We start from the raw sequence: 25591 nt of genomic DNA on the forward strand, positions 1-25591 counted from the left end.
CCGCCGAGAACCCATGCCGGCAGAGCTTCGGCTTGTCGACGCAGGTCAGCGCACGAATCCGTTCTGCCGGAGGAAGTCCGCCGCGACCGCGGAGGCGGGTTCGCCGCCGATCTGGACGCGGCCGTTGAGATCCCGGAGCGTCGCCAGGTCGAGCCTGCGGAAGATCGGATCCAGCACCGTGGCGATCTCGGGATGGGCCATGAGGACCGCCCCGCGGACCACCGGCGCCGGCTGATAGACCGGCTGGACGCCCTTGTCGTCGTCCATCGTCACGAGGCGCGCGACCGCGAGGGCGCCATCGGTGCCGAACACCATGGCGGCGTTCGTGCCGGACGTGCCCCGCGCCGCCGCGGCGATCGTGGCGGCCGTGTCGCCGCCGGCCAGGATGACGAGCTGCTCCGGCTTGAGGGTGAAGCCGTAGGTCCTGCCGAAGGCCGGCAGGGCGCCCGGGGCGGTCACGAATTCCGACGCGGCGGCGAGCTTGATCGCGCCGCCGCCCGCTACGTAGCGGCCGAAGTCGCTCAGGGTTTTCAGGCCCGCGGCCTGCGCGATCTCCTGGCGCACCGCGATCGCCCAGGTGTTGTTGGCCGAGGCGGGCGTCAGCCAGACGAGGTCGTTGGCCGCGCGATCCAGGTCCCGGGCCGTCCGATAGGCCGCCTCGGGATCCTTCCAGACCGGGAGATCCGCCTTCCCGAAGAAGAACGCCGCGTTGCCGGTGTATTCCGGATAGATGTCGATCTGACCCTCGATCAGGGCCTGGCGCACGATCGCGGTGGCGCCGAGCTGGATCTTGTCGACCGTCGGGAGGCCCCGGGCCTTCAGGGCCTGCAGGATGATGTTGCCGAGCACCCCGCCCTCCGTGTCGATCTTGGAGGCCACGACGATCCCGGCCGCTGGCGCGCCGGGCGTCGGGCCACATTGAGCGAGCAGCAGCGCCAGGGCCGGCGCGACGAACCACGCGAGGGTCCGCGTCACCTTGGCCTTCGGATCCCCCGTTCGCGTCGTCCGGTCTCGGTGGGCGCCTGCCGCGCGCGATGTCCGGCTGGGGCGGGCGATGATCCCGTTGAGCCCGGGCGACAGGCCGGCGGCCACGGTCGCGACGCGATTCGACTTCCGTTTCATGGGGATGGCTTCGCCGCCTTTGCACGCGCAGCTGAGGGATCCGGCCACGCGCCGCTCATCGCTCCCGCGCCGCTCTCGGTCCCCTCGCGAGGCTCGTGACGACAGGGATGACCTCCGCGCCTGGCGCCTCCGATCTCGACCGTATCAAATCAACGCACTCCGGTTAATGATGTTTAACCTTTACACGATGCTGACGCGAACAATCCTAGCCTTAGAGATATAATGTTGAGTAGATCGGTTGCGTCGAAAGGAGGGGAGTATGTCGTATTCGATTCTGGTCCGCGATCTCGCCCGCGAACCTGGCGGTGCTCCCAAACTTCTGGCCTACGACATTCACGACCGGTCGGCGGCGGAGACTCTCGTTTCCGTGATCGCCACGTCGTACCGGGATCACGGTTTCAACCCCGCCACCCGCGTCCACTGGTTTCGGCACGAGGGCGGGGTACGGGAGATCTTCACCTGGCCGCGGCAGTGACCGTCGGCGCGCCGCCTCAGGTGCCGCAGAAGGTGCGGTAGCCGACGCCACCGTCCTCGGGCGCTATGGCGAAGGCGGCCTGATCCGGCTGATCCGCGTAGGGGCGGGACAGCACGGTCAGGAGCGTCTCGAACGGGGCGAAATCCCCCCGCTCCACGGCTGCCTCGATCATCGCCTCGACCCGGTGGTTGCGCGGGATGAAGGCCGGATTGACCCGGCGCATCGCGGCGGCGGTCTCGGCCGGGTCGCGGGCCTCCTGCGCGAGCCGCCCGCGCCAGTCCTTCGCCCAGGCATCGTAGGCCGTGGGATCGACGAACAGGTCGCGCACGCCCGCGTCGGCCTCCGGCCGCTCCGCGGCGGCGCAGAGCGTGCGGAACGTCAAGGTGAAGTCGGCCCGATTCTCGGCCATGCGCTTGAGGAGGTCGCCCGCCAAAGCGGCGTCGCCGTCCCGGGTCTCGGCGAGGCCGAGCTTGCGGGCGAGGCCGCCGTGATAGGCCGTCTCAAAGCGCGCCGCATAGGAGGCCAGCGCCGCCTCGGCCTCGGCGACCGAGCCCGCCTCGTCCTCGGCGAGCAGCGGCAGCAGGGTCTCGGCCAGCCGCGTCAGGTTCCACAGCGCGATGCGCGGCTGCTGGCCGTAGGCGTAGCGGCCGTTGCGGTCGATGGAGCTGAAGACGGTCCCGGGATCGTAGGCGTCGAGGAAGGCGCAGGGTCCGTAATCGATCGTCTCGCCGGCGATCGACATGTTGTCGGTGTTCATGACCCCGTGGACGAAGCCCACATGCAGCCAGCGGGCGACGAGTTCGGCCTGGGCGGCGATGACGCCCTCCAGCAGCGCCCGGTAGGGGTTCGCGGCCGAAGCGGCCTCGGGATAGTGCCGGGCCACGACGTGGTCGGCGAGCGCCCGCAGGCCCTCGACATCGCCCCGGACCGCGAAGAACTGGAACGTCCCGACCCGGATGTGACTCGCGGCCACGCGGGTGAGGACCGCGCCCGGCAGGAGCGTCTCGCGCACCACCGGCTCGCCGGTCGTCACGGCGGCGAGCGCCCGGGTGGTCGGGATGCCGAGCGCCGCCATGGCCTCGCTGACGAGATACTCGCGCAGCACCGGACCGAGCGCTGCCCGCCCGTCGCCCCGCCGGGAGAACGGTGTCGGGCCCGCGCCCTTCAGCTGGATATCGCGGCGCTGCCCAGTCCGGTCGAGCACTTCGCCCAGGAGGACCGCGCGGCCGTCGCCGAGCTGCGGCACGAACTGGCCGAACTGATGTCCGGCATAGGCCGCCGCGATCGGATCGGCGCCCTCCGGGACGGCGTTCCCCGCAAGGGCCGCCACGCCGTCCGGGCCGGCAAGCCAGTCCGGATCGAGGCCGAGCTCCGCGGCCAGGGCCCGGTTCAGCCGGACGAGGCGCGGGGCCGCCACGGGCGTCGGCGGCCGGCGCGCGTAGAAGCGCTCCGGCAGGCGGGCGTAGCTGTTGTCGAAGGGGAGTGCCGTCATCGTCGGGATCTATGGACGGTGGGCGCGGGGGACAAGCGGAAGGCTGAAGGAGCTCGTCGATCGCGTCACCGCCGGCCGGCCGGTTCGTTTCCACCGATGCGTGCCGCAGCGCTCGCGGCAGACGGGCCCGGTTCCGTGCACCCGCTCTGGCCCCACCGGCAGGCGCGGCCTGTGATGGCGGCCCGATCCGCGGGGCACGACCGCCACGGCGGCGGGGCCATGCCGCGTCTGTCCCGCCGGACCGATACCCCTCGATGTCGCGCCCCGGCGGGGACAGGCCCGTGCGGCCGCGCTAGGTCGGCTGGGGGCGCCGGGGCTGTGATGGGGCGCTAGCGGCTCGTCGTCGGAGGGGTCCCGGTGGCCGGGGGTTTGCCGGTGCCGACCTGACCCTCCGTCGGCGGAACGGCCGACGGATGGGTGACGGCTTCCGTCGCCGTCCGGCCGGGATCCTTCGTATCGGCCGCCGGCTTCGGTGCGGTCTCGGTCCGGGGCGCCGGTCCGGTTCCGGGCCGATCCTGCGCCCAGGCTGCGGCCGGGAGGGCGGCCACGGTCGCGGCGGCGAGGAGAAGGGCGGGGATCGGTCGGTTCACGTTGGGCTCCGTGGCGTTCAGCCGGGCGTTCCGCAGGGCCAACGGATGGCCGCAGGCGTCGTTCCGGCACTCCGCGCCGCGGTTTTGACGGGTGGATGCGGCCGCCCTGGCCGCGCCCGATCCCGTCATTCCGAGTCCGGGCCCCGGGATCGCACGTCAGGGCCCGCAACCTCAGGGCTCACGCCTCCGCGTCGGCCTTCCGGGTCTTGCGGCCCTTGGCCACCTTCGTGCCGTCCGCATCCGGCGCCGCGGTGGACGCCGCAGGCTCGCCCCGCTTCGCGGCCGGGCTCCGGCGCTTGTGGCCCAGGCCGGCATTGCGGGCGAACTCGGCCCGCATCGCCGAGTAGGTGGATGCGGTCGTCGGATAGTCCGGCGGCAGACCGTAGCGCTGCCGATACTGCTCGATCGTCATGCCGTTGCCGGTGAGATGCCGCTTCAGCGTCTTGTACGGCTTGCCGTCGATGAAGCTGATCAGGGCGTCGGGGGTGATCGATTTCTTGATCTGCGCAGGCGTCGCCTTCTTGAATTCCGGCTCGGCCGAGACCGTCGTCTGGCTCAGGCCGGCGAGTGCGGCATGAACGCCGGACAGCAGCGACGGAAGATCGGGGACCGGGACGGAATTGTTGGCTACGTAAGCGGAAACAATGTCGGCCGTCAGCTCCACAAAATCGACTGGATCCTGATGCGGTGCGGGATTGCTATCTTCCATGAACGCCTCTCACGTTGGAGTGATGCATGAACGTTGATCCGCCTCTCGACAGTCAAGTCCATATATGAGCGAAGATAACCTATTATGGCTGTTATCTACCGAATGTCTGGGCGAATACCAACATAGATCAGTAGCGATTCTGCCGCTGGATCATTCCGGTCGGAGCTGGCTGCGCGGCTTCCCTCGGATCGGCCGCACGGGGGCCTGCGGCGCGGGCCCGGGCGGGCGGCTTCAGGAAGTGTTAATCCTGCCGTGATCAGTGGCAGGGTCGCTCCGGCTTTGGGGGTAAGAAGCCGAACGGCAGGCGGGCCGAGCCCTGCCCCTCCATGCTCGGCCCGCGCCCCTGCGGCGCTCACGCGTTGACGGCGGTCCCGATCGGCGTGGCGATCGCGCCGCGCGTCCCGGGTGGGACCACCGATTGCAGAATCCGCGCCGGACCGGATGCGGGATCCCCGCGATAGCCGCGCTCGAGCGTCATCAGCGCGTGCATCGGGGCTTCAGCCAGGTCGAGAAGGCGCGCGTCGCGCCAGCGGCGCTTGGTGAGGCCGGTCCGGCTGAGCCACCGGGGCTTCTCTTCCTCGACGAGCAGGACCAGCTTGCCCGTCCACGTCTTGCGAAACCAGAACCGTCCCGTGAGCTTGGCTGCGCCGAACATGCCGCACCTCGCGTGAGAGCCCCCTGAGCCAACGTGGGTCAAGCTCGGCGGTTTCCGCCGGAGACCGACCGCAGGATGCCGGGCTGGCGGCGCAGACATGCATCGGCGACATGCATTGGGACATGTGCAAACGTCCGCGTCCGCGTCCGCGTCCGCGTCCGCGGCGACGGTCCGGCCGGGCCGGATTCATCGGCAGGTCGCGTCGTCCGGGCGCCCGCGGCCCAGGACGGCGAGCAGGCGGCCCGCCACCGCGCCGGCCAAGGCCGCGACGGCTTTCACGAGGAAATCGTCGAACCGGCCGTGGCGGGTCCCGGTAAGGGTCTGCCCAAACTCCAGGCCGCCGGCGAGGAGGATGCTGCCGACGAGGATCCAGCGCCCGTGCCGCGGGTAGCCCATGGCCATCAGCAGCCCGGCGAGCGCGTAGGCGGCGAAGCGCTCGATGCTGGGTTCGGCCGTGACGACGGGGCGGAGCCCGATCGGCACCAGCGTGACGGCGGCGATCAGGGCCACCAGGATCCAGGCCGCGATCCGGATCAGGCCGAGCCACGGCACCTTCCCTCTCAGCATCGCGGAATCGTAACCTCGCGCCGACGGCGCCCGCGTACAGTGATGGCGCGCTGCCGCCTGTAGCATAACGGCGGCCGGGGACCGGAACATCTGCTCATGCTTCGTCGTCTGGTCGCCGCGATCCTGTTCGCCTTCGCCACGGTGCCGGCCGCCATCGCGGCGAACCCTGTGCGGGACGTGCTCTGGGTGGCGCTGCAGGGCTGCGTGCTCGCCAAGAAGGCGGCGGGCCGGAGTTTTCCCTGCCTCTCCGTCGACCTCGGCGATGGTACGCGCCCGGGGACGGCGGTGCTGCGCGCGCCGGGACAGCCCACCCACACGGTGGTGATGCCCACCGACAGCATCTCGGGCATCGAGGCGCCCGTGCTCCAGGGACCGCGGGGCGTCGCCTATTGGCGCGCGGCGCTCGCGGCCCGGCACTTTGTGTCGGATGCGCTGCCGGGCCGGCTGCCGGTCGCAGCGGTGGGTCTGGAGGTGAATTCCGTCGGCGGCCGCAGCCAGGACCAGCTTCACATCCATCTCGACTGCATGCACCGGAGCGTCATGGCGGCCCTGAAGGCCCATGGCGGCGCCGTCGGCGAGACCTGGGCCCCGTTCCCCGTGCCGCTGGCGGAGGCGCGTTACGTCGCGCTGCGGATTCCCCCGGACGCGGTGGCGGATTTCAATCCGTTCGCGGCGCTGGCCCGGGTGCCGGGCTGGCAGGGGCATCTGCACGACGCGAGCTTCGCGGCGGTGGAGGCGGATCCCGGGGATCCGCAGGGCGGGATGATCCTCCTGGCCTATCGGGAGCCGGAGGCCAGCGCCGAGTACCTGATGGATCACAGCTGCCGGATGGCCAAGCCCGGCCGGCACGGCTGAGCGGCCGCCGTCCCGAGCCACCGCCACTGTTGCTGCTACGTTCTATCCGAGCTGGGCGCGAATCGGGCATAAAGCGATCATGCGCATGCCGGTGCTCAGCTTGTCCGCGATGCTCCTCCTGACCACCGGTCCTGCCGTCGCGGGTCCGGTCGCCGGAGCGTCCGATCCGGCCGAGCTGGAGCGCGCGTGGCACCGCTGCCTTCGAGACGCCTCCGGGCATCAGCCGACGGGTCAGAGCCGCGCCGGGGACGAGCGCAACGCCCTCGACGAGTGCAAGTCCCGCGAGGATGCCCTGGTGGCATCCCTGATGGCCGGCGCCCGCCCGGCGGACGCACGCACCGGTACGGTTTGGTCGCGGACCTGGGCCGCGTTCGCGGAGCCCCTTGTCACCTGGTTCGGGGCACTGCGGCGCTGAGGGCGCCCCGTGCCGCGTTTCTCGCGTCCGATCCAGTCGCACCGGGCCGGCACGATCTGGCCGGCACGATCTTGTGCGCTGCGTGTCCGCGACGCTCACGAACCGTCGCGGATATCGCGTTCGCTGAAGCCCGCTCCGCGGCGTCGCACCACGCCTTGCGGGACGAACCGCCGCCGCCGCCGATCGTTGGGCATCCATGAGCGCGCAGAATCCCAAGCTTCATCCCGATGCCGTCGCCGAGGCCCGTCGTCGCGAGATGGCGACCGAGCATCTGCTGTTCGGGACGGTCCGGTTTCTGGCGCAGCGTCATCCGGAATTGCTGGACGAGCTTGAGGGCAGCCTCGCCCACCTGTGGGATCCGGTCGAGGGCGAGGCGCGGGACGATGAGGCCGTGCGGACCATCGCCCGGCGCATCATCAAGGGCCTGCGGGCCGAAGGCTGATCCGGCCCGCCCGGGCTCACCGCTGGGCGGCGTCGTTCACCTTGACGGTCGGGATCATCGCGACGGCCTTCGCAGTCACGCGGTCGAAGACATCGCCGGTGAGGCCGCGCTCGGTCGCGAGCTTTCGGATCCGCTCCGCATGCTGCGCGAGGGTCAGCCCGAAATAGGTCTTCTCTGTCGCCTCTTCGACAGACTCGTTCGCCACGCTTCGACTCCTGTTCATGGTGGGTGAGGGCCGATGATTTGGGCCGCGGCGGCCGCGGCTTCAAGCCCCGCCCGGAACAGGGCGCCCCGGCCATGACGGTTCGTCATACCCTTGGGGGCGCCCTGCAGATGGCCGCTTGGCCGGGCGCGATGGGGCCGGACGGCCTGCGGTCTCAGCGGCTGCAGCCGATGCAGATTCCGCGCGTGATCGCGTCGTTGCGCTCCTCGATGGCATCCCGCCGCTCGATGCTGCCGGTCTCGCTCGGGCCGAGGGCGCCGGGGTTGGGCACCGTCTGGCCGGTCGCGGCGGTGTGGGGCGCCTTGGCGGTCGTATCGGGGCCGCCCCCGGTTCCCGTCCTGCCGACGGGGTCGGCCCAGGCGGTGGCTGAAGCCAGGCTCAGGGTGGCGGCCATGGCGAGGGTTGCGGATCTGCGCATGTGAAGCTCCCGGAACTGCGTGCGTCGGTCTGCGAGAAACCGACGCCTGTCCGTTCATGAAGTTCCCGCACCCGCGACGCGCCCGCGCCGGCATGTGGTGCATTCGGAGGCGTCGTTTCGCGGCGATGCCGTCGAATTCCGCGCTTAACCTTCGGGCGTAATGGCTAATCAATTTTGAGAGGTATTTCGCAGGCGGAATTGGCGGATCGTGGCGCAGTAACATTCGGAGGCGTGCGTCATGAACCCGACCGTCAAAGCCGTTCTGCTGAACGAGCGGGCCGCCGTGCTGTCGGCCATCGCGGCGCGCCAGGGCACCGTCTCCGACCTGCTGGTCCAGATCAACGGCGTCGAGAACGACATCTGGCGCCTGCGCCACCGCCTGATCGACCTCGAAGCGTACCTGATCGGGCATCGCGTCGACCTGCCGAGCGCGGATGGCGGATCCGCCGGGACCGCGGAGGCCGCCGGCACCCTGACCCGGTGCGATCCGAGGCCGCCGGCCGGGATGCGGCCCGCGGAGGTGATCGGCCTTCCGGCCTGCAAGCCGCTCGGCGAATTCGTCCGCACCAAGGGCGGGGCGCGGAAGGCGCAGGCCGCCGCCGGCCGCCTGGCCGAGACCGCCTGAGAGGGTCGGGGGATCTGCGCATGCGCCGCATCCGCACTGGCCTGCGCTGGCGGCGCGGGCCGCCGGCACCGGTCCTGCCCGAGAGTCTGACACGCTTCGTCTCGGAGCCGGGAGCGTTCACCGCTCCGCTGTGGGACATCGCCCTGGCGTTGCTGGCCGGCGTCGTCGTCGCCCTCGCCTGCGGCTGGATCCTCCAGGCTTGGTAGCCGGTCCTGACTGTATCCCGCCCATGGCCTATGAGGATCGGCGAGGATCCGGAGGGATGGACGGATGAGCGACGGCAGCGGCGCGCCGAGCGTGAAGATCGCGGAGGTCCAGCGCCTCGCCACGGCGCTTGCGGCGCGGGTGCGCTACGCGCAGCTCGTCGGCCGTCCCGTCTATGAGGCGCAGATCGCCGCCCTGGTCGGCGCTGCCCGCCTCATGGACGAGGAGAAGGCACCCTGGCCGCCGATGGTGGAGGAGGTGCTGACCGAACTCGCCCGCTCGATCGAGGGGGCCGTCACCGTCGCGGCTGACCCGCCGGAAGAGCCCTGAACGACCGCCCTTCTCCTGGTCGACGCATCGTCGGTGCCCCGCGCGAAGGCGTCCGCCGGGCCGAGCCCGGACCGAATCGGCGCGCGGGCCGTCATCCATCTGCACGCCTGCTTCGCGGGGCGGGCGATCCCCGACTGCGCCATCGCGGGGGCGGCTGCCGGCCGGACCCTATCGACGTCGGAACTTCGGCGCGAAGGGTCGATTGACCAGAGGGATCGGTACGGAGATCTGCGCCCGTCGCCAACGTGCGATGGACTGATCCGGCCGAAGTCTTCGCCTTGAAGTCGATGGCCGAATGATCCTGAGCCTGCAGGCCGTGCAGGTCGCGACCAGCAGCGACGATACCGAGAGCCAGCTCGTCTTCGCCGACGGATTTCTGGTCGCGGTGTTGGTCCGCCTCTCGGCGCAGCACGGCGAGGACACCGGAAAGTGGTTCCTGGAGGCCGGATTCGGCCCGCTCGCACCGGCTTGTCCGCCGCTCTTCGCGGATCTCGCGGCCGCCCGGGCCTGGATCATGCGGCGGCTGATCGCTGCGGCGTGATCCCGATACCGCCCGCCCTCAGAGGCCTTTCGCGAGCCAGCGGAGCGCGTGTCTGAGGCGCGCTGCGCCGTCCCCGGCGAACCAGAGGCCGTGTGCGAAGATGACCCGCTCGGGAGCCAAGGTGAGAAGGTCGCTCGCTGCTCTCGCGGCGTCGTGCCGGCGGAGTTTGATCACGAGGCGCAGGTAGGGTGGCGGCTGGCCGTGCGGTCGCGTCATGCGGGCGAGGCGCAGGAACGGACGCAGGAGCGCCGGCATCTTCTCCGGTTCCAGGTTGAGGACGAGATCGGTCAGGATCAGCGTCCGGCTCGCCCCGTGAAAGAACGCAACCTCCCGGAACCCGAAGCCGCCCGGCACGACGATCTGGCGCAAATCGGCCGCCCAATCGGAGGGGGCGTCATCCCCGAGAACCCGGTCGATGCGGAGGCCGGCGCGGCGGACCGGGCGACGCTGGCGGAGATTCGGAGCCGCCCAGGTCAGCGCCTCCGGACAATGCGCCTGCCACGCCTTCAGGAAGGTCCAGTGGGCGATGTTGGGGGCGACAAGATGCCGGATCGGCCCCAATGCGGCGATCTCGCGGTACAGGTGCGGATCGAACCGTGTCGGTGAGTGCAGCCAGAGTCCGCCGTCGCGTAGGCGGACGACGGTCATGCGGACCGGGAGGGGGATGCCGAGGACGCGGAGTGGCCCGCTGTCGACGATCCAGACGCCATCGGCCACCGGCTTGAGGACGTCGAGGGGCGGATAGGTGGCTTCGGGCAAGTCCCGGTCTCTCCCTCGGCCGCGCAACGTCGCGCCCACGAACCTGTGCAACCGCGGAAGCGCAACGGATTTCCGGGATGGATCGCCGCAGGCCGGCGGACCACGCCCCCGCCGCGGCCGGCGCGCCCGACCTCCTCACAGGAGCCAGGACGGCGCGTCGAAGCGCGCTCACGATCCTGAGGATCGTGTCGGCGCGTGGCAGGCCCGTCCGAGAGCCGGACCGTCCGGACCGGTCCAGACGCGCGTCGCCGCCGCCCCCTTCGGTGCCGCCCAGGGTCCGAACGGATCGAGGCGCAGGGCAGGCGCGGCGGATGGGATGATGCGACGCTTGTTGGCCGGGAGGTGGAAATCTCCACCTCCACCATCCGCCGCCTCAGCGGGCCCTACACGGCCTGGATCGGTGCGTGCTTGCCGTCATGCGCCGCACCCGAATCCAGGCTCTGCGTCTCTGCGCTGTCCTGCTGGTCCCGCGCCGGCGGCGGATAATCCGTCAGCGGACGCCAGGGAGCAGCCGGGGCGCCCAGGCGGGCGCCGGACGGACGCAGCGAGAGCCAGATCGCCACGGCCATCCAGGGCACGACGAAGAAGACGAAGGCGGCAAGCCCCACGGGGATCCTCCACGAAACGGTTTCGTCGTGAGAACGCCGGACGGGCATCCAGAGATCCGCCACCGTGCCGGTCATCCCGCGCGGTCGGTTGATTGCGTCGCTCCGGGCGGCGGCGTCGGGTCGGATGGACGGGGCGATCGGGCCTGGAGCCCCGCCCATCCGGAACCTACAACGCTGGGGGGCACTCAGCCCGGATGCCCGGATCTGGCCGGCGTATCCCGGTCCGGGAGCCGACGCGGCGAAGTGCAGCCTGCTGGGAGCGAGCAATGGCAGATCTGTCCGGGAAGACGGTCCTGATTACGGCGGCGGGGCAGGGGATCGGGCGGGCGAGCGCGCTCGCCTTCGCCCAAGCCGGGGCTCGGGTCCACGCCACCGACATCAACGCGGATGCCCTCGCCGGGCTGCGCGCCGACGGTCTCAGCACCGCGATCCTCGACGTTCTCGATGCGGGCGCCGTCAGCACCCTGGTCGCGCGGATCGGCGTGGTCGACGTCCTGTTCAACTGCGCCGGCATCGTGCACGCCGGCACCATCCTGGAGATGCGCGACGACGACCTCGACTTCGCCCTCGATCTCAACGTCAAGGCGATGATCCGCACGATCCGCGCGGTTCTGCCCGGGATGCTGGAGCGCCGCGACGGCGCCATCGTCAACATGGCGTCGGTCGCATCCTCGGTGAAGGGCGTGCCCAACCGCTTCGCCTACGGGTTGACGAAGGCGGCGGTGATCGGCCTGACCAAGGCGGTGGCGGCCGACTATGTCGGCCACAACATCCGCTGCAACGCGATCTGCCCCGGCACGGTGGAGAGTCCGTCGCTCCAAGAGCGCATCCGCGCGCAGGGCGACTACGAGCAGACCCGCGCGGCCTTCATCGCGCGGCAGCCGATCGGGCGGCTGGGTACCGCCGAGGAGATCGCCGACCTCGCCGTTTACCTGGCGGGCGCGACCTACACGACCGGCCAAGCCGTCATGATCGACGGCGGCTGGACGATCTGATCCAGGCCGGATCGCCCTTCACGCCTCCTCCGCGGCTTCACCGAGCAGAGTCCGGATGAAGCGGCGGGTGCGCGGATCCTTCGGGTGGGCGAACAGGTCCGGCGCCGGTCCCCGCTCGACGATCGTGCCGCCCTCCAGGAACACCACCGTGTCGGCGACGCGCCGCGCGAGGCGCAGGTCGTGGGTCGCCATCAGCATGGTCATGCCTTCCCCCGCGAGGCTGGCCAGCACATCCACCACTTCGGCTGCGAGCTCCGGGTCGAGGGCCGAGGTCGGCTCGTCGCAGAGGAGCAGGCGTGGGGAGGGGGCGAGCGCCCGGGCGATGGCGACCCGCTGCTGCTGGCCGCCTGACAGGTTGGCAGGCCAGTCCCCCGCCTTGTGAGCGAGGCCGACGCGCTCCAGCAACTCCAGCGCTCGCGCCCGCGCCCTGGCCTGCGGCCACTTGGCGACGGTGACGAGCCCCTCCGTGATGTTCTCGATGACGGTGCGATGGGGAAAGAGCTGGAAATTCTGGAACACCATGCCGGTCTGGCGGCGCACCGCGAGCATCTCCCGCCGGGTCGGCGGCCGGTCCGGTCGGAAGGTGAGTCGGATATCGCCGAGGTCGAGCGTACCGGACCGCGGCATCTCCAGCAGGTTGACGCAGCGCAGGAGCGTCGACTTGCCCGAGCCGGACGGGCCGATCAGCGCCGTGACGCGGCCCTCGGGCACTGCGAGATCGATGCCCCGCAGGACCGCGTTCCCGCCAAAACTCTTCTCGATGGCCGACAGGGCGATCATGCGCGCGCCTCCAGATATCCGCCGTATCGCCCGAGCCGCCGCTCCAAGAGCGTCTGGAGCCAGGACAGGCACGTGGACAGGACGAGGTAGATCAGCGCCACTTCGATGTAGAGGATCAGCGGCTCGTAGGTGACGGCCACGATGCGCTGGGCGGCCTGGAACAGTTCCGGCACGGTGATCGCGGCCGCGAGCGAGGTGTCCTTGACCAGCGCGATGAAGGAGTTGGCGAGCGACGGCACCGCCACCCGCGCTGCCTGAGGCAGGATCGTGCGCCGCAGGGCTTGAGCGGGCGTCATGCCGGTGGCGTAGGCCGCCTCCCATTGTCCCCTCGGAATGGAGGCGATGGCGGCGCGGATGATCTCGGACGTGTAGGCGCCGACATTGAGCGTGAACCCGATCACGGCCGCAGGGAAGGCGTCGATCAGGATGCCGGTGCTCGGCAGCCCGTAGAAGATCACGAAGAGCTGCACGAGGAGCGGCGTGCCCCGGAAGATCCACACGTAGAACCAGGCCAAGGCCGCCAGCGGGCGTGGGGCGAACAGGCGCACGAGCGCGGTTCCGAGCCCCAGGCCGAGCCCCAGCATGAAGGCGATCAGGGTCAGCGGGACCGTGAAGCGGAGGCCGGCCGCGAGCAGCGGCCCCAGCGACTGGAGCATGAGGTCGAGCCAGTGCGGCACAGGGCGACGTTTCCTTTCGGTCGGACAGGGTTACGGGTTTCGCAGGTTCGGCCTCGGGGCATGGCCTTCGCCGAAGGATATGTGCGGATCCCCGCGTCCCCTCGGGGAGGGATCCCGATGCGCTCTGCCTTCAGAGGCCCGGATCCTCGCAGCCTTCAGGCTTGCAGGGGCCTGCAGGCGACCCGCAGGGGCGCCGCGACGGGCCCCTTCCGGACGGCTACTTCGAGACGTCGGCGCCGAAGTACTTCTGGGCGATCGCCGCGTAGCTGCCGTCGGCCTTAATCGACTCCAGCGCCTTGTCGATGGCAGCCTTCAGCGCGGGGTTGTCCTTGCGCATGATGATCCCGGATGCGTCCGCGTCCGTCTGCTCGGCGACGATCTTCACGGGCGCATTCGGCTTCTGCTTGTGGAAGTCGAGGAACGACAGGCTGTCGTTGACGGTCGCGTCGGCGCGGCCGGTGGCCACGAGCTGAACCGACTGATCGAATCCGTCCGTGCCGACGAGTTCGGCACCGGACTGCTCGGCAAGGCGCGCGAAGTTGCTGCTCAGGCTCTGCGCGGCCTTCTTGCCCTTCAGGTCGGCGAAGGACGTGATGTCCGCCCGGTCCGCGCGTGTGATCAGCACGGCCCGCGCCCGGATATAGGGCTCGGAGAAGTCGAACTTCGCCTGACGCTCCTTGGTGATGCCGACTTGGTTGATCACCACGTCGTAGCGCTTGCCGTCGAGGCCGGCGATCAGGCCGTCCCATTTGCCTTCGAGGAATTGCGGCGTGACGCCGAGCTTCTCGGCGACCTTGCGGCCGATCTCCACGTCGAAGCCGACGAGCGCCCCGGAGGCGTCGTGGAACGTGAACGGCGCGTAGGTGCCCTCCGTCCCGATGCGCAGGGTCTTGGACGCACGGATCGCGTCGAGGTCGTCCGCCTGCGCGGGCATTCCGAGGAGGCATGCCGCAGCGGCGAGGACCAGGGCGAGGCGGGTCGAGACAAAGCGCATCGTGGTTGGCTCCAGCGCGATAGAAGGTCCTGCCGCTGTCGCCGAGGTCGCTCTCAGCTGTCGACGCGGGACGCAGAAAAGGTTTCGGGCGGCCAGCGCGTGGCCGGGACTTGATGGACCGTCAGGAAATGCCGCCGCATGGCGCCACGCTCCGGAAGGCCGCGCTTCCCATATCAAGGGGAACCCGGGACGCCTACCGACAGGGGCATCGTCCCGGGGATATGATGCGGCCGCGGACAGGCCGGCTCCGTGCTAGGAGGAAGCGGGTCTCGAATCCGGACCGATTCACGCGCCGGGGAACGCGGCCTTCTCGATGGAAGGAGCGCGCATGACCTCGCCTGCCCAATCCTACCGGGGCGTCTTCCCGGTCGCCCCGACGGTCTTCGACGCCGCGGGCGCCCTCGACCTCGACGGGCAGCGCCGGGCGATCGACTTCATGATCGACGCCGGCAGCCAGGGCCTGTGCATCCTCGCCAACTTCTCCGAGCAGTTCGTCCTCACCGACGCGGAGCGGGAGACCGTCATGCACGCCGTGCTGGAGCACGTGGCCGGCCGCGTGCCCGTGATCGTCACCACGACCCACTTCGCCACGCAGGTCTGTGCCGAGCGCTCGCGGCTGGCGCAGGAGGCCGGGGCCGCCATGGTGATGATCATGCCGCCCTATCACGGGGCCACGATCCGCGTGCCGGACCTCGGCATCTACGAGTTCTTCCGCGCGGTCTCGGACGCGATCTCGATCCCGATCATGATCCAGGACGCTCCGGTTTCGGGAACGCCGCTCTCGGCCGCGTTCCTGGCGCGCATGGCCCGGGAGATCGCCAACGTCGCCTATTTCAAGATCGAGACCGCGCAGGCTGCAGCCAAGCTCCGCGAGTTGATCGCGCTGGGCGGCGAAGCGGTGGTGGGCCCCTGGGACGGCGAGGAGGCGATCACCCTGATGGCCGACCTCGATGCCGGCGCCACCGGAGCGATGACCGGCGGGGCCTATCCGGACGGGATCCGGCAGATCACCGACGCCTACGCGGCGGGCCGCCGGGACGAGGCCATGGACGCCTACGCGCGCTGGCTGCCGCTGATCAACTACGAGAACCGGCAATGCGGCCTGCTGGCCTGCAAGGCGCTGATGGCCGAGGGCGGGGTGATCGCCCACGAGACCGCGCGGCTGCCGATCCAGCCGCTGCACCCCGACACGCGCGCCGGGCTGATCGAACTGGCCCGCCGGAACGATGCGCTGGTCCTGCGCTGGGGGCGCTGAGATGGCGCGGCGGCCTCGGACAGGCGACTCCCTGAGCAAGGAAGGCCCGTAGGCCTTCACCGTCTCTGCTTCACCGCCTTGTATCACCGCCCTGCTTCGTCGCCGCGCGTGCAAGGCGAGCGGGGCCGCCTAACCCGCCCGGCTCAATGCGCCGACGCGGCCGGGTCGCGGGTCCCGAGTGCGCCCGAGAGCCGCCGTACCGCCTCTCGCGCCAGGGCCGGGCTGATGGCGAAGCAGATCCGGACCAGACCTTCGCCCTCCGGCCCGAAGGCGGTCCCCGGCGCCACCCCGACCTTGGCCTCCCGCAGCAGGCGCAGTGCCAGGTCGAGGCTGGGCTCGTCGCCGCCCATCCGGGCCATGAGGTAGAAGGCCCCGTCAGGCGGTGCGACCGTGACGCCCGGGAGACGGGACAAGCCCTCCATCAGGATCGCCCGGGCCTCGGCGCAGCGGTCGACCATGGTGCGGATGAAGCCGTCGCCCTCCTCGAGGGCCGCGATGCAAGCGTGCTGGACGAAGGTCGGGATCGAGGTGGTGCTGTACTGTCCGAGCTTGGCGAAGGTGGGCGCGAGGCCACGGGGATAGATCACCCAGCCGGCGCGCCAGCCGGTCATGGCCCAGTTCTTCGAGAAGGTGTTGGTGACGATCAGCCGGTCGTCCTCCGAGCAGATCTGCAGGAAGGACGGCGCGATCCGGTTGCCGTAGGTGAAATGCGCGTAGACCTCGTCCGAGAGGATCCAGAGGCCGCGCTCCCGGGCGAGGTCGCGCAGGGCCTTCATCTCCGGCAGCGGCATGGTCCAGCCGGTTGGATTGGAGGGTGAATTCACCATGATCACCCGGGTGCGCGGGGTGAGCGCCGCCTCGATATCGGCGAGCGGCAGCGCGAAGCGTCCGTCCGGCAGCCTGCGGTACGGGACCGTCACCGGGATGCCGCCGGCGATGCGGACCGCCTCGCCGAGATTCGGCCAGGCCGGGGACGGGATGATCATCTCGTCGCCCGGCTCCAGCAGCACCTGGGCGGCCTGCATGATCGCGTTCATGCCGCCCGCCGTGACGGCGAACCGGTCGGGCGGGATCTCCACGTCCCAATGGCGGGCGTGATAGGCGCCGAGCGCCGCGCGCAGCGCCGGCAGCCCCAGCGAGGTCGTGTAGCGGGTGTGCCCGGCGAGCATCGCCTTGTGGGCCGCCTCGACGATGAAGGGCGGGGTCGGCAGATCGCCCTCGCCGATCCAGAGCTTCACGACCTCCGGGTCGTCCCGCCCGCGATCCGCCACCAGCCCGATCTGGCTCGTCCCGATGCCGCGGATGCGCGCCGAGAGGGCGGAGGCGAGATCGACGGGCGCGGCGGATGCGGGGATATCGGCCATGGCGGCGCGTGCTCTGCTTGCGTCGGGACGCGGCGTGCCGTGGCGCGGCATGCACCGGAGCGCCTGCAGGATCCCGACCTGTGGGGAAGGCCGCGACCCTGCCGCGTTCAAGCGCGGACGTCCAGACCCGCGCGTCGCCCGGATCAGCCCCGGAGGCCGACGCGCGCGGCCGCCCCGACGCGCGGCCGTTCTGCATTCTGACTTTTCAGACATTTCTGAAATTGCTATATGCCGAGTCGCGCTCAGTGCCGGAGGCCCGACGTGCTCGCCAATCTCGATCCCCTGATCCTCGCCCGCATGCAGTTCGGGTTCACGGTGGCCTTCCACATCGTGTTCCCGGCCTTTTCGATCGGCCTCGCGAGCTTCCTCGCCGTGCTGGAAGGGCTTTGGCTCGCCACCGGGCGTCAGGTCTTCATGGACCTGTTCAAGTACTGGATTAAGATCTTCGCGATCGCCTTCGCCATGGGCGTCGTGTCGGGGCTGGTGATGTCCTACCAGTTCGGCACGAACTGGTCGGTCTTCTCGGACAAGACCGGCCCGGTGCTGGGCCCGATGATGGCCTACGAGGTGCTGTCGGCCTTCTTCCTGGAGGCGGGCTTCCTCGGCGTGATGCTCTTCGGCATGACGAAGGTCGGGCCGCGGCTGCACTTCGCCGCGACGCTGATGGTGGCGTTCGGGACCTTCTTCTCGGCCTTCTGGATCCTGTCGGTGAATTCCTGGATGCAGACCCCGGCGGGCTACGGCACGAACGCGGACGGCCAGTTCGTGCCGCTCGACTGGTGGGCGATCGTGTTCAACCCGTCCTTCCCGTTCCGCCTCGTGCACATGGTGCTGGCCGCCTATCTCACCACCGCCCTGGTGGTCGGCGCGGTCGGCGCGTGGCACCTCCTGCGCGACCGGTCCAATCCGGCTGCCCGGACGATGTTCTCGATGGCGATGTGGATGGCCGCGCTGGTGGCGCCGGTCCAGATCCTCGCCGGCGACGCGCACGGCCTGAACACGCTGGAGCACCAGCCCGCCAAGGTCATGGCCATGGAGGGGCACTACCAGAGCCACCCGGACGGCGCGCCGCTGATCCTGTTCGGCCTGCCCGACCAGGAGACCGGCACCGTCCGCTACGCGGTCGAGATCCCGAAGCTGTCCTCGCTGGTGCTGAAGCACGATCCGAACGCGCCCCTGAAGGGGCTCGACAGCCTGCCGCGGGCGGAATGGCCGCCGGTGCCGATCGTGTTCTGGTCGTTCCGCATCATGGTCGGTCTCGGGATGCTGATGCTGCTGCTCGGCGCCCTGAGCCTCCTCGCCCGCTGGCGCGGGACGCTCTACACGTGGCCGCCGCTGCACCGCTTCGCGGTGGCGATGGGCCCGGCCGGCTTCGTGGCGGTGCTGGCCGGCTGGATCACCACCGAGGTCGGGCGCCAGCCCTACACGGTCTACGGCCTGCTGCGCACGGCGCAGTCCGCCTCGCCGCTCCACGCGCCCGCGGTGGCGGCCTCGCTCACCGCCTTCGTGGTGATCTACTTCGCGGTCTTTGCCATGGGCACCGCCTACATCCTCCGCCTGATGGCCAAGCCCCCGCATGCCGGCGAGCGCGGCATCGAGCCCGGCGTGCCGATCCGGACGGCGGGCCTCACCCCCGCCCCGGCGATCGATCCCGACCGCCATCTCCAGCCGGCCGAGTGAGGAACCCATGGCCTACAGCTTCGACCTCACGGTGGTCTGGGCGTTCGTGATCGCCTTCGCGGTCTTCGCCTACATCGTCATGGACGGCTTCGATCTCGGCATCGGCCTCCTGTTCCCCCTCCTGCGGCCCGGCGCGGAGCGGGACACCGCGATGAACTCGGTCGCCCCGGTCTGGGACGGCAACGAGACCTGGCTCGTGCTGGGCGGCGGCGGCCTGTTCGCCGTCTTCCCCCTGGCCTACGCGGTGATCCTGCCGGCGCTCTACGCGCCGATCATCGCGATGCTGCTCGGCCTGATCTTCCGCGGCGTCGCCTTCGAGTTCCGCTGGCGCGATCCCCGCCACCGCGCCGCCTGGGACGTGGCCTTCGCGGGCGGCTCGCTGGTGGCGGCCCTGGCCCAGGGCATCACGCTGGGCGCCCTCCTGCAGGGCATCACCGTCGAGGGGCGGGCCTATGCCGGCGGCTGGTGGGACTGGCTCACGCCCTTCAGCATCCTCGTCGGCGCGAGCGTGGTCGTCGCCTACGCACTGCTCGGGGCGACGTGGCTGGTGATGCGCACCGAGGGCCAGCTCCAGGCGCAGGCCCGGCGCTATGCCCTGGGCCTCACCGTGGCGACGGTCGCGGCCATCGCCCTCGTCAGTGCGGTGACGCCGTTCCTCCAGGGCCGCTACGCCGAGCGCTGGCTGGCGATGCCGAACGTGCTCGTCACCGCGCAGGTGCCGCTGCTCGTGGCGCTCGCCGCGTACGCCCTGTGGCGGGCCCTGCGCAGCGGGGCCGAGCGGGCGCCCTTCCTGATTGCGCTGGGCCTGTTCGCCCTGACCTTCCTGGGGCTGGGCATCAGCATCTTCCCCGACGTCGTGCCGGGCCGGATCACAATCTGGCAGGCGGCCGCTCCCGAGGCGAGCCAGATCTTTCTCCTCGCCGGCGCCTCGGTTTTGATCCCGATCATCCTATCCTACACCGCGTACGCGTACTGGGTTTTCCGCGGCAAGGTCGACGCGCACGGATATCACTGATGGCACCCGCATCGGCACAACCCCTCTGGAAGCGCCTCGCTTGGTTCGCGGTGCTCTGGGCCTCGAGCGTCGTCGGCCTCGCCTTCGTGGCGACGCTCCTCCGGTTCTGGCTCAAGTCCTGATAAGCCGGGGGCGACCCCGTACCTTCCCCGCGTCGGACCCTCGCCGTGCAACTGCCTCCCCTCGTCCAGACCTTCGTGCTGCACTTCGGCGAGATGGGCTCGCGCTGGGGCATCAACCGGACCGTGGGGCAGATCTACGCCCTGCTGTTCGTGGCCGAGCGGCCGTTCAACGCCGACGAGATCGTGGAACGGCTCGGCGTGTCGCGCTCCAACGTCAGCATGGGCCTGAAGGAACTGCAGGCCTGGAATCTCGTGCGCCTCCAGCACCGGCCGGGCGACCGGCGCGACTACTTCACGACGCCCGAGGACATCTGGCAGATCGTCCGGACGCTGGTCGAGGAGCGCAAGAAGCGGGAAGTCGATCCGACGCTGACCCTCCTGCGCGAGCTCCTGATGCAGGACGCCGCCACCGAGGAGGAGCGGCACGCCCAGGAGCGTCTCAAGGAGATGCATGACCTCTTCGAGCTGTTCGCGGGCTGGTACGCCGACGTGCGCCGCCTCGAAACAGAGCGCCTCGTCCAGCTCCTCACCCTCGGCGCAAAGGTCCAGAAGGTGCTCGAGATGAAGGATCGCCTGACCCGTCTGCCGGGGCGGATCGGCGGTCTGGCATCCAAGCCGGACTGAGTCGGCCGGATGCGCCGGGGCGCACGGCTTTGTCAGGTCCGATCAGGCCCGGGCGAGAGCACGCCGGTAGAGGGCGATGAGGGAAGTGCCGACATGCTCGATATGGCCGCGCAGGCAGGCCGCGGCCTCCTCAAACCTGCGCGCCTCGCACAGGTCGAGGATCTGCGCATGTTCGCTGAGGGCGCGGGTCGCGTCGTTGGAGGTCGAGATCTGCAGCCGCGTCGGCCGTTCGCAATCCTGCAGCAGTCCGGACACGATCGTCAGCGACCGCGGGCGATTGGCGTGGCGGAGCAGGTCGAGATGGAAACGGCTGTTCAGGTCGCCCCATCGGAGGACCTCGCCCGTCTCCAGCGCCGCGCCGTACTCCTGCGCGAGCGCGTCGAGATCCCGGATCTCGTCGTGCGACAGATGAGGGGCCGATAGCAGCAGCAATTGCGGCTCCAGCTGGACGCGCAGCTGGAAGATGTCCTCGACCTCTTGCAGCGACAGACCCGTCACGACCGCACCCCGATGCGGCATGATCTTCACGAGATTACTGGCTTCCAGATGGAGCAAAGCTTCGCGGATCGGGATCCGGCTGATCCCGAATTCCTCAGCCAGGGCATCCTGGCGAAGCTGCACCCCGGGCGGCAGGTCCCCGTTCAGGATCTGCTGACGCAACGAGTCCGCGACGGCCGCGGACACGGTCTTGTGCCGCAGCCGATCTGGCGCCGGTCGTCCGGGGACCGCAGGGGACATCAACGCCTCGCCGAATGTATACATTTATGCAGGACACCGTCATGCCGCGGAAACGCTCGCATGTCCAATGCCAGATTGTCCTGATCGAACTTGAGGTTGCAAATTTACGGGCCCCTGCTGTTGGGTTGTACGTCTCGGCCCCCGCCCGCGATGTCATTCAGCCAGCAGGAACATCATGCGACTCACCTGCTGATCGCCGATAACGCACGCAGACGTGGACGGCACTGATCCAGATTGCGAAAACCAGGACCGAAACCGGGTGGGGCACGGCCCCGTCGCGCGGCCTATCGTTCTGGTGGATCGCGCCGGTGGTGCGGATCGGCCCAAGGCGACTGGGCGAGGGTCTGCCCCAGGTATGCGATCAGCGCCGTCACCCGCGCAGGCCTCGGATCGCCGGGGGGCATGACGAGATGCAGCGCGATCGGGGGCGGCGACCAAGCGGGCAGCACCCGTTCGAGGCGCCCGGCCTCGAGATCCTCCCAGATCATGAAGTCCGGTTGCAGGGCGAGGCCGAGACCGGCCCGAAGCGCCGGTGTCAGGGCCTCGGCATTGTTCGCCCGAAGCTGGCCCGCGGGCACCACGACGGCCTCGGTCCCGGCTCCGTCCACGAATCGCCAGCGATCGGGCGTCGGCAGGTAGGCGTAGCCGAGGCAGGTGTGATGGACGAGATCGTCCGGATGTTCGGGCCTGCCGTGCCGGTCGAGATAGGCGGGCGTGGCCACCAGCGAGCGGCGGATCCCGCAGAGCCGGCGCGCCCGCAGCGATGAGTCGGGCAGGGCGGCGATGCGCAGCCCGGCATCGAATCCGCCCCCGACCAAGTCGACGACCGCGTCGGACAGGTGCAGGTCGACCGAAACGGAGGGGTATTGCTGCAGGAAGGCCGGCAGAATCGGCGCCACGTGCATCACCCCGAAGGTCATCGGCGCGGCGAGGCGCACGAGGCCGCGCGGCTCTGTGGCGCTCGCCGTCGCGAGGGCCTCGGCGGCCTCACCTTCGGCCAGGATGCGTGCGGCGCTGTCCTTGGCGCCTTGCCCAGCCGCCGTGAGGGCGAGTTTCCGGGACGTGCGGTTGAACAGACGGGCACCGATCCGGACCTCGAGCCGGCTCACCGCCTTCGAGACCGTGGCCTTCGACAGGCCGAGCTCCGTGGCAGCCCGACCGAAGGAGCCGGTCTCCACCACCTTGGCGAACACCGCCCAGGCCTCGAAATCGGGCAATCGCATCGGTCATTTCCAGAAACGATAGGTTTCCATCGTTTCTATTTTCGCGAGACATGGCAAGGGGCACATTCCCGTCATCAAAACACGCCGCCCTCCGCGGTGGCCTGTCGGGAGACATCGCCATGGTTCAGACCGGCCTCCATCATGTCACGGCCTTCTCCGGCCCGGCCCTCCGCAACCTCGACTTCCACACCCGCGTCCTCGGGCTGCGTCTGGTGAAGAAGACCGTCAACTTCGACGATCCGGGCACCTATCACCTGTATTACGGCGATGCGGTCGGGCGCCCGGGCACGATCCTGACCTTCTTCCCCATCGAGCACGCCGCGCCGGGCCGCGTCGGGATCGGCGAGACCCAGGAGACCGCGTTCCGGGTTCCCCGCGCCTCCATCGGCTGGTGGACCCATCGCTTCATCGAGAAGGGCGTCGCCCACGAGCCGCTCGTTCAGGTCTTCGGCGCGCCGACCCTGCGATTACGCGATCCGGACGGCATGATGCTCGCCCTGGTGGGTGTCGATGTCGGCGATGCGGAGGGCTGGGCGTCGAGCGAGGTACCGGCCGAGCATGCGATCCGCGGCCTCCACGGGGTGACGCTGCTCCTCGACAGGGCCGAGCCCACGGCCGCGATCCTCACGGAGGTGCTCGGCCTGCAGGAGGTCGGCCGCGAGGGCAGCCTGATCCGCTTCGCGGGCAGCGCCGAACTCGGCGGGCTCGTCACCCTGCGGGCGGTGGGCGGCTTCCTGCCCGGACGGCCGGGGGCGGGTTCGGTCCACCACATCGCATTCCGGGCGGCGGACGACGCCGCGCAGGCTGCGATGGGGCAGGCGCTCGCGGCGCGGGGCCTGCACGTCACTGAGCAGCGCGACCGGCAGTACTTCCGCTCGGTCTACTTCCGCGAGCCCGGCGGCGTGCTGTTCGAGATCGCCACGGACGCGCCCGGCTTCGCGGTGGACGAGCCGATCGAGGCCCTCGGCCAGGCGCTCAAGCTCCCCGCCGGCCTGGAGCCGCACCGGGCCGAGATCGAGGCCGTCCTGCCCAAGGTCGCCTGAGCCGCAACACCATCATGCCCGCCCCGCATCCGTGCGGGGCGGGACCGCGCCCCATCAGCCGTGAGGCCATCATGACCCAGGATACCACCGGCTTCATCCACCGCTTCGAGCCCGGTCCCGACACCGCGCGTCCCCTGCTGCTCCTGCACGGGACCGGCGGCGACGAAAACGACCTCCTCCCCCTCGGCCGCATGGTCGCGCCGGAGGCCGCCCTGCTCGCGCCGCGCGGCGGCGTCAGCGAGAACGGCATGCCGCGCTTCTTCCTGCGCCTGGCCGAAGGGGTCTTCGACGAGGCGGATCTCCGTCGGCGCACCGGCGACCTCGCCGCCTTCGTGGCGGCGTCCCGGGCACGGTACGGCCTCGGGCCCCCCCTGGCTTTGGGATTCTCGAACGGCGCCAACATCGCCGCCTCGCTGCTGATGCTCCGGCCGGAGACCCTGACGGGTGCCGTGCTGATCCGCCCGATGGTGCCGTTCGCCGAGCCCCCGGCCGCGGACCTCGCTGGCCGGCCGGTCCTGATCCTCTCCGGGGCGATGGACCCGATCGTACCCGTCGAGAATGCAAGGCGCCTCGCGCAGCAGCTTTCCGCCTCCGGGGCGCGCGTGGAGCATAGGATCCTGCCGGCCGGCCACGGCCTGTCGCAGGCCGATGTCAGTCAGGCCCTCGCATGGCTTCGCAGCCTCCCAGGCCCCGAAGCGGCCTGATTCCGCAACTGACGACAGGATGGAGCGATTGACGATGTCCCCGATTTCCTCTCCCGGCGCGACCGCCCTGCTGCCGGTGGCCGGCCGGGTCCTGATGAGCGCGATCTTTCTCGTGAGCGGCGCCGGCAAGCTCGCCGCCCCCGCCGCGACGCTCGCCACCATCGAGGCCGCCCATCTGCCGCTGCCGCCTCTCGCCTACGCGGCGGCGACAAGCGTGGAGGTCGTCGGCGGGCTGCTGCTCATCGCCGGCTACCGCACCCGGCTCGTCGCCCTGATCCTCGCGCTCTTCGCGGTCGCCACCGCGGTGACCTTCCACGCGGCCCTCGGCGACCAGAACCAGATGTTCCACTTCCTGAAGAACCTCGCCATGGCCGGCGGCTTGCTCCAGGTCGCGGCCTTCGGGGCCGGTCCGTTCAGCCTCGACGCGCGGCAGGGCCGGGCCTGACCCGTCCTTCGACTGTTGCGACTATCGGGAGACCACCATGCCCTACTTCACCACGCAGGACGGCACGCAGATCTACTTCAAGGATTGGGGCACCGGGCAGCCGGTGGTCTTCAGCCACGGCTGGCCGCTCAACGGCGACGCCTGGGAGGACCAGATGCTGTTCCTCGGGCAGCACGGGTTCCGGGTCATCGCCCATGACCGCCGGGGGCACGGTCGCTCCGAGCAGCCCTGGTCCGGCAACGACATGGACACCTATGCGGACGATCTCGCCGGGCTGATCGCCCATCTCGACCTGCGCGACGCGGTGCTGGTCGGCCACTCCACCGGTGGCGGCGAGGTCGCCCGCACCATCGGGCGGCACGGCACGGCGCGCATCGCCAAGGCGGTGCTGGTCGGGGCCGTGACGCCCCAGATGGTCCGGACCCCCGCGAATCCGGGCGGCCAGCCCAGGGAGGTGTTCGACGGCATCCGCGACTCGGTCCTCCGCGACCGGTCCCAGTTCTTCAAGGACCTGAGCGGCCCCTTCTACGGCGCCAACCGACCGGGCGCCGCTGTCAGCGATGGCCTGCGGGACACGTTCTGGATGCAGGGCATGATGGCCGGCCTGCGGAACGTGCACGCCTGCGTGGCGGCCTTCTCGGAGACCGACTTCACCGCGGACCTGAAGCGCATCGACGTGCCGACCCTGTTCGTGCACGGCGACGACGACCAGATCGTGCCGATCGACGCCGCGGCGCGCGCCGCCGTCAAGCTCGTGCCGAACGCCGTGCTGAAGGAGTATCCGGGCGCCCCGCACGGGCTGGCCGCCACCCACAAGGACCGGCTCAGCGCAGACCTGCTCGCCTTCATCCAAGGTTGAGGAGACCGGCGGCCTTTCCCGCGCGGGTCCGGGCTCCTAAAGC

Annotated in this window: 34 protein-coding genes; 18 read left to right on the forward strand and 16 right to left on the reverse strand. The window is 70.3% G+C overall.

The features are described 5' to 3' along the window. Nucleotides 1-45: 45 nt before the first annotated feature. On the reverse strand, nt 46-1122 hold the full coding sequence (locus P9K36_RS27495) for an ABC transporter substrate-binding protein (protein ID WP_278306263.1): 1077 nt from the start codon (nt 1120-1122) through the stop codon (nt 46-48). Nucleotides 1123-1381: 259 nt separating this feature from the next. Between P9K36_RS27495 and P9K36_RS27500 the strand changes: the two genes are divergently transcribed. Further along, nucleotides 1382-1597, forward strand: coding sequence for a hypothetical protein (locus P9K36_RS27500; RefSeq protein WP_043357502.1), 216 nt, complete (start codon nt 1382-1384; stop codon nt 1595-1597). A 16-nt stretch (nt 1598-1613) separates the two neighbouring features. Here P9K36_RS27500 and P9K36_RS27505 read toward each other — a convergent pair whose 3' ends face one another. The 5 genes from P9K36_RS27505 to P9K36_RS27525 form a co-directional block, all read right to left on the reverse strand. Then, on the reverse strand, nt 1614-3089 hold the full coding sequence (locus P9K36_RS27505) for a protein adenylyltransferase SelO (RefSeq protein ID WP_278306264.1): 1476 nt from the start codon (nt 3087-3089) through the stop codon (nt 1614-1616). 329 nt (nt 3090-3418) lie between these two features. Beyond that, entirely contained in the window at nt 3419-3679 is a 261-nt protein-coding gene (locus tag P9K36_RS27510) for a hypothetical protein (RefSeq protein WP_043357512.1), read from the reverse strand. A 178-nt stretch (nt 3680-3857) separates the two neighbouring features. Beyond that, nucleotides 3858-4388, reverse strand: coding sequence for a MucR family transcriptional regulator (locus P9K36_RS27515; RefSeq protein WP_043357498.1), 531 nt, complete (start codon nt 4386-4388; stop codon nt 3858-3860). A 352-nt stretch (nt 4389-4740) separates the two neighbouring features. Further along, nucleotides 4741-5043, reverse strand: a complete 303-nt coding sequence (locus P9K36_RS27520) for a hypothetical protein (protein WP_043357496.1) — start codon at nt 5041-5043, stop codon at nt 4741-4743. A 186-nt stretch (nt 5044-5229) separates the two neighbouring features. Next, nucleotides 5230-5610 (reverse strand): hypothetical protein, encoded by a 381-nt coding sequence (locus P9K36_RS27525; protein WP_043357494.1) that lies wholly within the window; start codon nt 5608-5610, stop codon nt 5230-5232. A 96-nt stretch (nt 5611-5706) separates the two neighbouring features. On the opposite strand from P9K36_RS27525, the gene P9K36_RS27530 reads away from it, so the two are divergent. From P9K36_RS27530 to P9K36_RS27540, 3 genes are all read left to right on the forward strand, one after another. Then, nucleotides 5707-6465, forward strand: coding sequence for a CDP-diacylglycerol diphosphatase (locus P9K36_RS27530; RefSeq protein ID WP_043760066.1), 759 nt, complete (start codon nt 5707-5709; stop codon nt 6463-6465). A gap of 85 nt (nt 6466-6550) precedes the next feature. Further along, on the forward strand, nt 6551-6880 hold the full coding sequence (locus P9K36_RS27535) for a hypothetical protein (protein WP_236952769.1): 330 nt from the start codon (nt 6551-6553) through the stop codon (nt 6878-6880). Nucleotides 6881-7076: 196 nt separating this feature from the next. Continuing rightward, nucleotides 7077-7322 carry a hypothetical protein gene (locus P9K36_RS27540; RefSeq protein ID WP_236961841.1) on the forward strand — a complete coding sequence of 82 codons (246 nt, stop codon included), beginning with the start codon at nt 7077-7079 and terminating at the stop codon, nt 7320-7322. A 16-nt stretch (nt 7323-7338) separates the two neighbouring features. Here P9K36_RS27540 and P9K36_RS27545 read toward each other — a convergent pair whose 3' ends face one another. Both P9K36_RS27545 and P9K36_RS27550 read right to left on the reverse strand, forming a co-directional pair. Next, nucleotides 7339-7527, reverse strand: coding sequence for a hypothetical protein (locus P9K36_RS27545; RefSeq protein WP_043760068.1), 189 nt, complete (start codon nt 7525-7527; stop codon nt 7339-7341). Between the two features lie 172 nt (nt 7528-7699). Then, on the reverse strand, nt 7700-7963 hold the full coding sequence (locus P9K36_RS27550) for a hypothetical protein (RefSeq protein WP_043389003.1): 264 nt from the start codon (nt 7961-7963) through the stop codon (nt 7700-7702). A 238-nt stretch (nt 7964-8201) separates the two neighbouring features. Between P9K36_RS27550 and P9K36_RS27555 the strand changes: the two genes are divergently transcribed. From P9K36_RS27555 to P9K36_RS27570, 4 genes are all read left to right on the forward strand, one after another. After that, a complete protein-coding gene (locus tag P9K36_RS27555) occupies nt 8202-8588 on the forward strand; it encodes a hypothetical protein (protein WP_043760070.1) in 387 nt (128 codons plus the stop codon). A gap of 20 nt (nt 8589-8608) precedes the next feature. After that, nucleotides 8609-8794 (forward strand): hypothetical protein, encoded by a 186-nt coding sequence (locus P9K36_RS27560; RefSeq protein WP_043357482.1) that lies wholly within the window; start codon nt 8609-8611, stop codon nt 8792-8794. A gap of 64 nt (nt 8795-8858) precedes the next feature. Then, a complete protein-coding gene (locus P9K36_RS27565; protein WP_043357480.1) occupies nt 8859-9122 on the forward strand; it encodes a hypothetical protein in 264 nt (87 codons plus the stop codon). Nucleotides 9123-9417: 295 nt separating this feature from the next. After that, nucleotides 9418-9663, forward strand: coding sequence for a hypothetical protein (locus P9K36_RS27570; protein ID WP_043357477.1), 246 nt, complete (start codon nt 9418-9420; stop codon nt 9661-9663). Nucleotides 9664-9681: 18 nt separating this feature from the next. Here the strand turns inward: P9K36_RS27570 and P9K36_RS27575 are convergent, their stop codons facing one another. Next, nucleotides 9682-10422: a DUF4336 domain-containing protein gene (locus P9K36_RS27575; protein WP_043760072.1), complete on the reverse strand. Its 741-nt coding sequence runs from the start codon at nt 10420-10422 to the stop codon at nt 9682-9684. A 383-nt stretch (nt 10423-10805) separates the two neighbouring features. Beyond that, nucleotides 10806-11105 (reverse strand): hypothetical protein, encoded by a 300-nt coding sequence (locus P9K36_RS27580; RefSeq protein ID WP_236961840.1) that lies wholly within the window; start codon nt 11103-11105, stop codon nt 10806-10808. 191 nt (nt 11106-11296) lie between these two features. Between P9K36_RS27580 and P9K36_RS27585 the strand changes: the two genes are divergently transcribed. Beyond that, nucleotides 11297-12025, forward strand: coding sequence for an SDR family oxidoreductase (locus tag P9K36_RS27585; protein WP_043760074.1), 729 nt, complete (start codon nt 11297-11299; stop codon nt 12023-12025). Nucleotides 12026-12043: 18 nt separating this feature from the next. On the opposite strand, the gene P9K36_RS27590 is transcribed toward P9K36_RS27585, so the two are convergent. The 3 genes from P9K36_RS27590 to P9K36_RS27600 form a co-directional block, all read right to left on the reverse strand. Beyond that, nucleotides 12044-12805, reverse strand: coding sequence for an amino acid ABC transporter ATP-binding protein (locus tag P9K36_RS27590; RefSeq protein WP_043760076.1), 762 nt, complete (start codon nt 12803-12805; stop codon nt 12044-12046). After that, a complete protein-coding gene (locus tag P9K36_RS27595; RefSeq protein ID WP_043760078.1) occupies nt 12802-13482 on the reverse strand; it encodes an amino acid ABC transporter permease in 681 nt (226 codons plus the stop codon). Before P9K36_RS27595 ends, P9K36_RS27590 begins: the two co-directional genes overlap by 4 nt. Before the next feature lie 217 nt (nt 13483-13699). Further along, entirely contained in the window at nt 13700-14476 is a 777-nt protein-coding gene (locus P9K36_RS27600) for an amino acid ABC transporter substrate-binding protein (protein ID WP_043357466.1), read from the reverse strand. 328 nt (nt 14477-14804) lie between these two features. Between P9K36_RS27600 and P9K36_RS27605 the strand changes: the two genes are divergently transcribed. Beyond that, nucleotides 14805-15731 (forward strand): dihydrodipicolinate synthase family protein, encoded by a 927-nt coding sequence (locus P9K36_RS27605; RefSeq protein WP_043357464.1) that lies wholly within the window; start codon nt 14805-14807, stop codon nt 15729-15731. A 143-nt stretch (nt 15732-15874) separates the two neighbouring features. Here the strand turns inward: P9K36_RS27605 and P9K36_RS27610 are convergent, their stop codons facing one another. After that, entirely contained in the window at nt 15875-17095 is a 1221-nt protein-coding gene (locus P9K36_RS27610) for a pyridoxal phosphate-dependent aminotransferase (RefSeq protein ID WP_043760080.1), read from the reverse strand. A gap of 261 nt (nt 17096-17356) precedes the next feature. On the opposite strand from P9K36_RS27610, the gene P9K36_RS27615 reads away from it, so the two are divergent. From P9K36_RS27615 to P9K36_RS27630, 4 genes are read left to right on the forward strand one after another with little or no spacing between them, the layout of a single operon-like run. Further along, the gene (locus P9K36_RS27615) at nt 17357-18775 is read left to right on the forward strand and encodes a cytochrome ubiquinol oxidase subunit I (protein WP_043760082.1); all 1419 of its coding nucleotides are present in this window, start codon (nt 17357-17359) and stop codon (nt 18773-18775) included. A gap of 7 nt (nt 18776-18782) precedes the next feature. Further along, on the forward strand, nt 18783-19790 hold the full coding sequence (gene cydB / locus P9K36_RS27620; protein ID WP_043388977.1) for a cytochrome d ubiquinol oxidase subunit II: 1008 nt from the start codon (nt 18783-18785) through the stop codon (nt 19788-19790). After that, nucleotides 19790-19912 carry a DUF2474 family protein gene (locus P9K36_RS27625; RefSeq protein ID WP_043346965.1) on the forward strand — a complete coding sequence of 41 codons (123 nt, stop codon included), beginning with the start codon at nt 19790-19792 and terminating at the stop codon, nt 19910-19912. The genes cydB and P9K36_RS27625 overlap by 1 nt, the downstream gene beginning before the upstream one ends. 45 nt (nt 19913-19957) lie before the next feature. Then, the gene (locus P9K36_RS27630) at nt 19958-20536 is read left to right on the forward strand and encodes a GbsR/MarR family transcriptional regulator (RefSeq protein ID WP_043346968.1); all 579 of its coding nucleotides are present in this window, start codon (nt 19958-19960) and stop codon (nt 20534-20536) included. A 42-nt stretch (nt 20537-20578) separates the two neighbouring features. On the opposite strand, the gene P9K36_RS27635 is transcribed toward P9K36_RS27630, so the two are convergent. Next, on the reverse strand, nt 20579-21274 hold the full coding sequence (locus P9K36_RS27635; RefSeq protein WP_053609680.1) for a GntR family transcriptional regulator: 696 nt from the start codon (nt 21272-21274) through the stop codon (nt 20579-20581). A gap of 284 nt (nt 21275-21558) precedes the next feature. Next, the gene (locus P9K36_RS27640) at nt 21559-22497 is read right to left on the reverse strand and encodes a LysR family transcriptional regulator (protein ID WP_043346969.1); all 939 of its coding nucleotides are present in this window, start codon (nt 22495-22497) and stop codon (nt 21559-21561) included. Nucleotides 22498-22616: 119 nt separating this feature from the next. Between P9K36_RS27640 and P9K36_RS27645 the strand changes: the two genes are divergently transcribed. From P9K36_RS27645 to P9K36_RS27660, 4 genes are all read left to right on the forward strand, one after another. Beyond that, nucleotides 22617-23540, forward strand: a complete 924-nt coding sequence (locus P9K36_RS27645; protein WP_043760085.1) for a ring-cleaving dioxygenase — start codon at nt 22617-22619, stop codon at nt 23538-23540. Between the two features lie 71 nt (nt 23541-23611). Further along, the gene (locus tag P9K36_RS27650) at nt 23612-24244 is read left to right on the forward strand and encodes an alpha/beta hydrolase (protein WP_043760087.1); all 633 of its coding nucleotides are present in this window, start codon (nt 23612-23614) and stop codon (nt 24242-24244) included. A 34-nt stretch (nt 24245-24278) separates the two neighbouring features. Then, the gene (locus P9K36_RS27655) at nt 24279-24689 is read left to right on the forward strand and encodes a DoxX family protein (protein WP_043388964.1); all 411 of its coding nucleotides are present in this window, start codon (nt 24279-24281) and stop codon (nt 24687-24689) included. A 37-nt stretch (nt 24690-24726) separates the two neighbouring features. Next, complete coding sequence (locus P9K36_RS27660) at nt 24727-25548, forward strand: alpha/beta hydrolase (protein ID WP_043346975.1); 822 nt, start codon at nt 24727-24729, stop codon at nt 25546-25548. Nucleotides 25549-25591 lie beyond the last annotated feature (43 nt).

Source organism: Methylobacterium sp. 391_Methyba4, assembly GCF_029691625.1.
In the GTDB taxonomy this organism is placed as follows: domain Bacteria; phylum Pseudomonadota; class Alphaproteobacteria; order Rhizobiales; family Beijerinckiaceae; genus Methylobacterium; species Methylobacterium fujisawaense.

What these genes read in the sequence shown, in the direction of transcription:
- P9K36_RS27515 (WP_043357498.1), bottom strand. Translation starts at nt 4,388, where the DNA reads ATGGAAGATAGCAATCCCGCACCGCATCAGGATCCAGTCGATTTTGTG.
- P9K36_RS27605 (WP_043357464.1), top strand. Translation starts at nt 14,805, where the DNA reads ATGACCTCGCCTGCCCAATCCTACCGGGGCGTCTTCCCGGTCGCCCCG.
- P9K36_RS27525 (WP_043357494.1), bottom strand. Translation starts at nt 5,610, where the DNA reads ATGCTGAGAGGGAAGGTGCCGTGGCTCGGCCTGATCCGGATCGCGGCC.
- P9K36_RS27550 (WP_043389003.1), bottom strand. Translation starts at nt 7,963, where the DNA reads ATGCGCAGATCCGCAACCCTCGCCATGGCCGCCACCCTGAGCCTGGCT.
- P9K36_RS27660 (WP_043346975.1), top strand. Translation starts at nt 24,727, where the DNA reads ATGCCCTACTTCACCACGCAGGACGGCACGCAGATCTACTTCAAGGAT.
- P9K36_RS27635 (WP_053609680.1), bottom strand. Translation starts at nt 21,274, where the DNA reads ATGTCCCCTGCGGTCCCCGGACGACCGGCGCCAGATCGGCTGCGGCAC.
- P9K36_RS27520 (WP_043357496.1), bottom strand. Translation starts at nt 5,043, where the DNA reads ATGTTCGGCGCAGCCAAGCTCACGGGACGGTTCTGGTTTCGCAAGACG.
- cydB (WP_043388977.1), top strand. Translation starts at nt 18,783, where the DNA reads ATGGCCTACAGCTTCGACCTCACGGTGGTCTGGGCGTTCGTGATCGCC.
- P9K36_RS27530 (WP_043760066.1), top strand. Translation starts at nt 5,707, where the DNA reads ATGCTTCGTCGTCTGGTCGCCGCGATCCTGTTCGCCTTCGCCACGGTG.
- P9K36_RS27580 (WP_236961840.1), bottom strand. Translation starts at nt 11,105, where the DNA reads ATGACCGGCACGGTGGCGGATCTCTGGATGCCCGTCCGGCGTTCTCAC.
- P9K36_RS27590 (WP_043760076.1), bottom strand. Translation starts at nt 12,805, where the DNA reads ATGATCGCCCTGTCGGCCATCGAGAAGAGTTTTGGCGGGAACGCGGTC.
- P9K36_RS27500 (WP_043357502.1), top strand. Translation starts at nt 1,382, where the DNA reads ATGTCGTATTCGATTCTGGTCCGCGATCTCGCCCGCGAACCTGGCGGT.
- P9K36_RS27650 (WP_043760087.1), top strand. Translation starts at nt 23,612, where the DNA reads ATGACCCAGGATACCACCGGCTTCATCCACCGCTTCGAGCCCGGTCCC.
- P9K36_RS27645 (WP_043760085.1), top strand. Translation starts at nt 22,617, where the DNA reads ATGGTTCAGACCGGCCTCCATCATGTCACGGCCTTCTCCGGCCCGGCC.
- P9K36_RS27600 (WP_043357466.1), bottom strand. Translation starts at nt 14,476, where the DNA reads ATGCGCTTTGTCTCGACCCGCCTCGCCCTGGTCCTCGCCGCTGCGGCA.
- P9K36_RS27610 (WP_043760080.1), bottom strand. Translation starts at nt 17,095, where the DNA reads ATGGCCGATATCCCCGCATCCGCCGCGCCCGTCGATCTCGCCTCCGCC.
- P9K36_RS27655 (WP_043388964.1), top strand. Translation starts at nt 24,279, where the DNA reads ATGTCCCCGATTTCCTCTCCCGGCGCGACCGCCCTGCTGCCGGTGGCC.
- P9K36_RS27625 (WP_043346965.1), top strand. Translation starts at nt 19,790, where the DNA reads ATGGCACCCGCATCGGCACAACCCCTCTGGAAGCGCCTCGCTTGGTTC.
- P9K36_RS27505 (WP_278306264.1), bottom strand. Translation starts at nt 3,089, where the DNA reads ATGACGGCACTCCCCTTCGACAACAGCTACGCCCGCCTGCCGGAGCGC.
- P9K36_RS27495 (WP_278306263.1), bottom strand. Translation starts at nt 1,122, where the DNA reads ATGAAACGGAAGTCGAATCGCGTCGCGACCGTGGCCGCCGGCCTGTCG.
- P9K36_RS27570 (WP_043357477.1), top strand. Translation starts at nt 9,418, where the DNA reads ATGATCCTGAGCCTGCAGGCCGTGCAGGTCGCGACCAGCAGCGACGAT.
- P9K36_RS27535 (WP_236952769.1), top strand. Translation starts at nt 6,551, where the DNA reads ATGCCGGTGCTCAGCTTGTCCGCGATGCTCCTCCTGACCACCGGTCCT.
- P9K36_RS27540 (WP_236961841.1), top strand. Translation starts at nt 7,077, where the DNA reads ATGAGCGCGCAGAATCCCAAGCTTCATCCCGATGCCGTCGCCGAGGCC.
- P9K36_RS27565 (WP_043357480.1), top strand. Translation starts at nt 8,859, where the DNA reads ATGAGCGACGGCAGCGGCGCGCCGAGCGTGAAGATCGCGGAGGTCCAG.
- P9K36_RS27555 (WP_043760070.1), top strand. Translation starts at nt 8,202, where the DNA reads ATGAACCCGACCGTCAAAGCCGTTCTGCTGAACGAGCGGGCCGCCGTG.
- P9K36_RS27640 (WP_043346969.1), bottom strand. Translation starts at nt 22,497, where the DNA reads ATGCGATTGCCCGATTTCGAGGCCTGGGCGGTGTTCGCCAAGGTGGTG.
- P9K36_RS27560 (WP_043357482.1), top strand. Translation starts at nt 8,609, where the DNA reads ATGCGCCGCATCCGCACTGGCCTGCGCTGGCGGCGCGGGCCGCCGGCA.
- P9K36_RS27585 (WP_043760074.1), top strand. Translation starts at nt 11,297, where the DNA reads ATGGCAGATCTGTCCGGGAAGACGGTCCTGATTACGGCGGCGGGGCAG.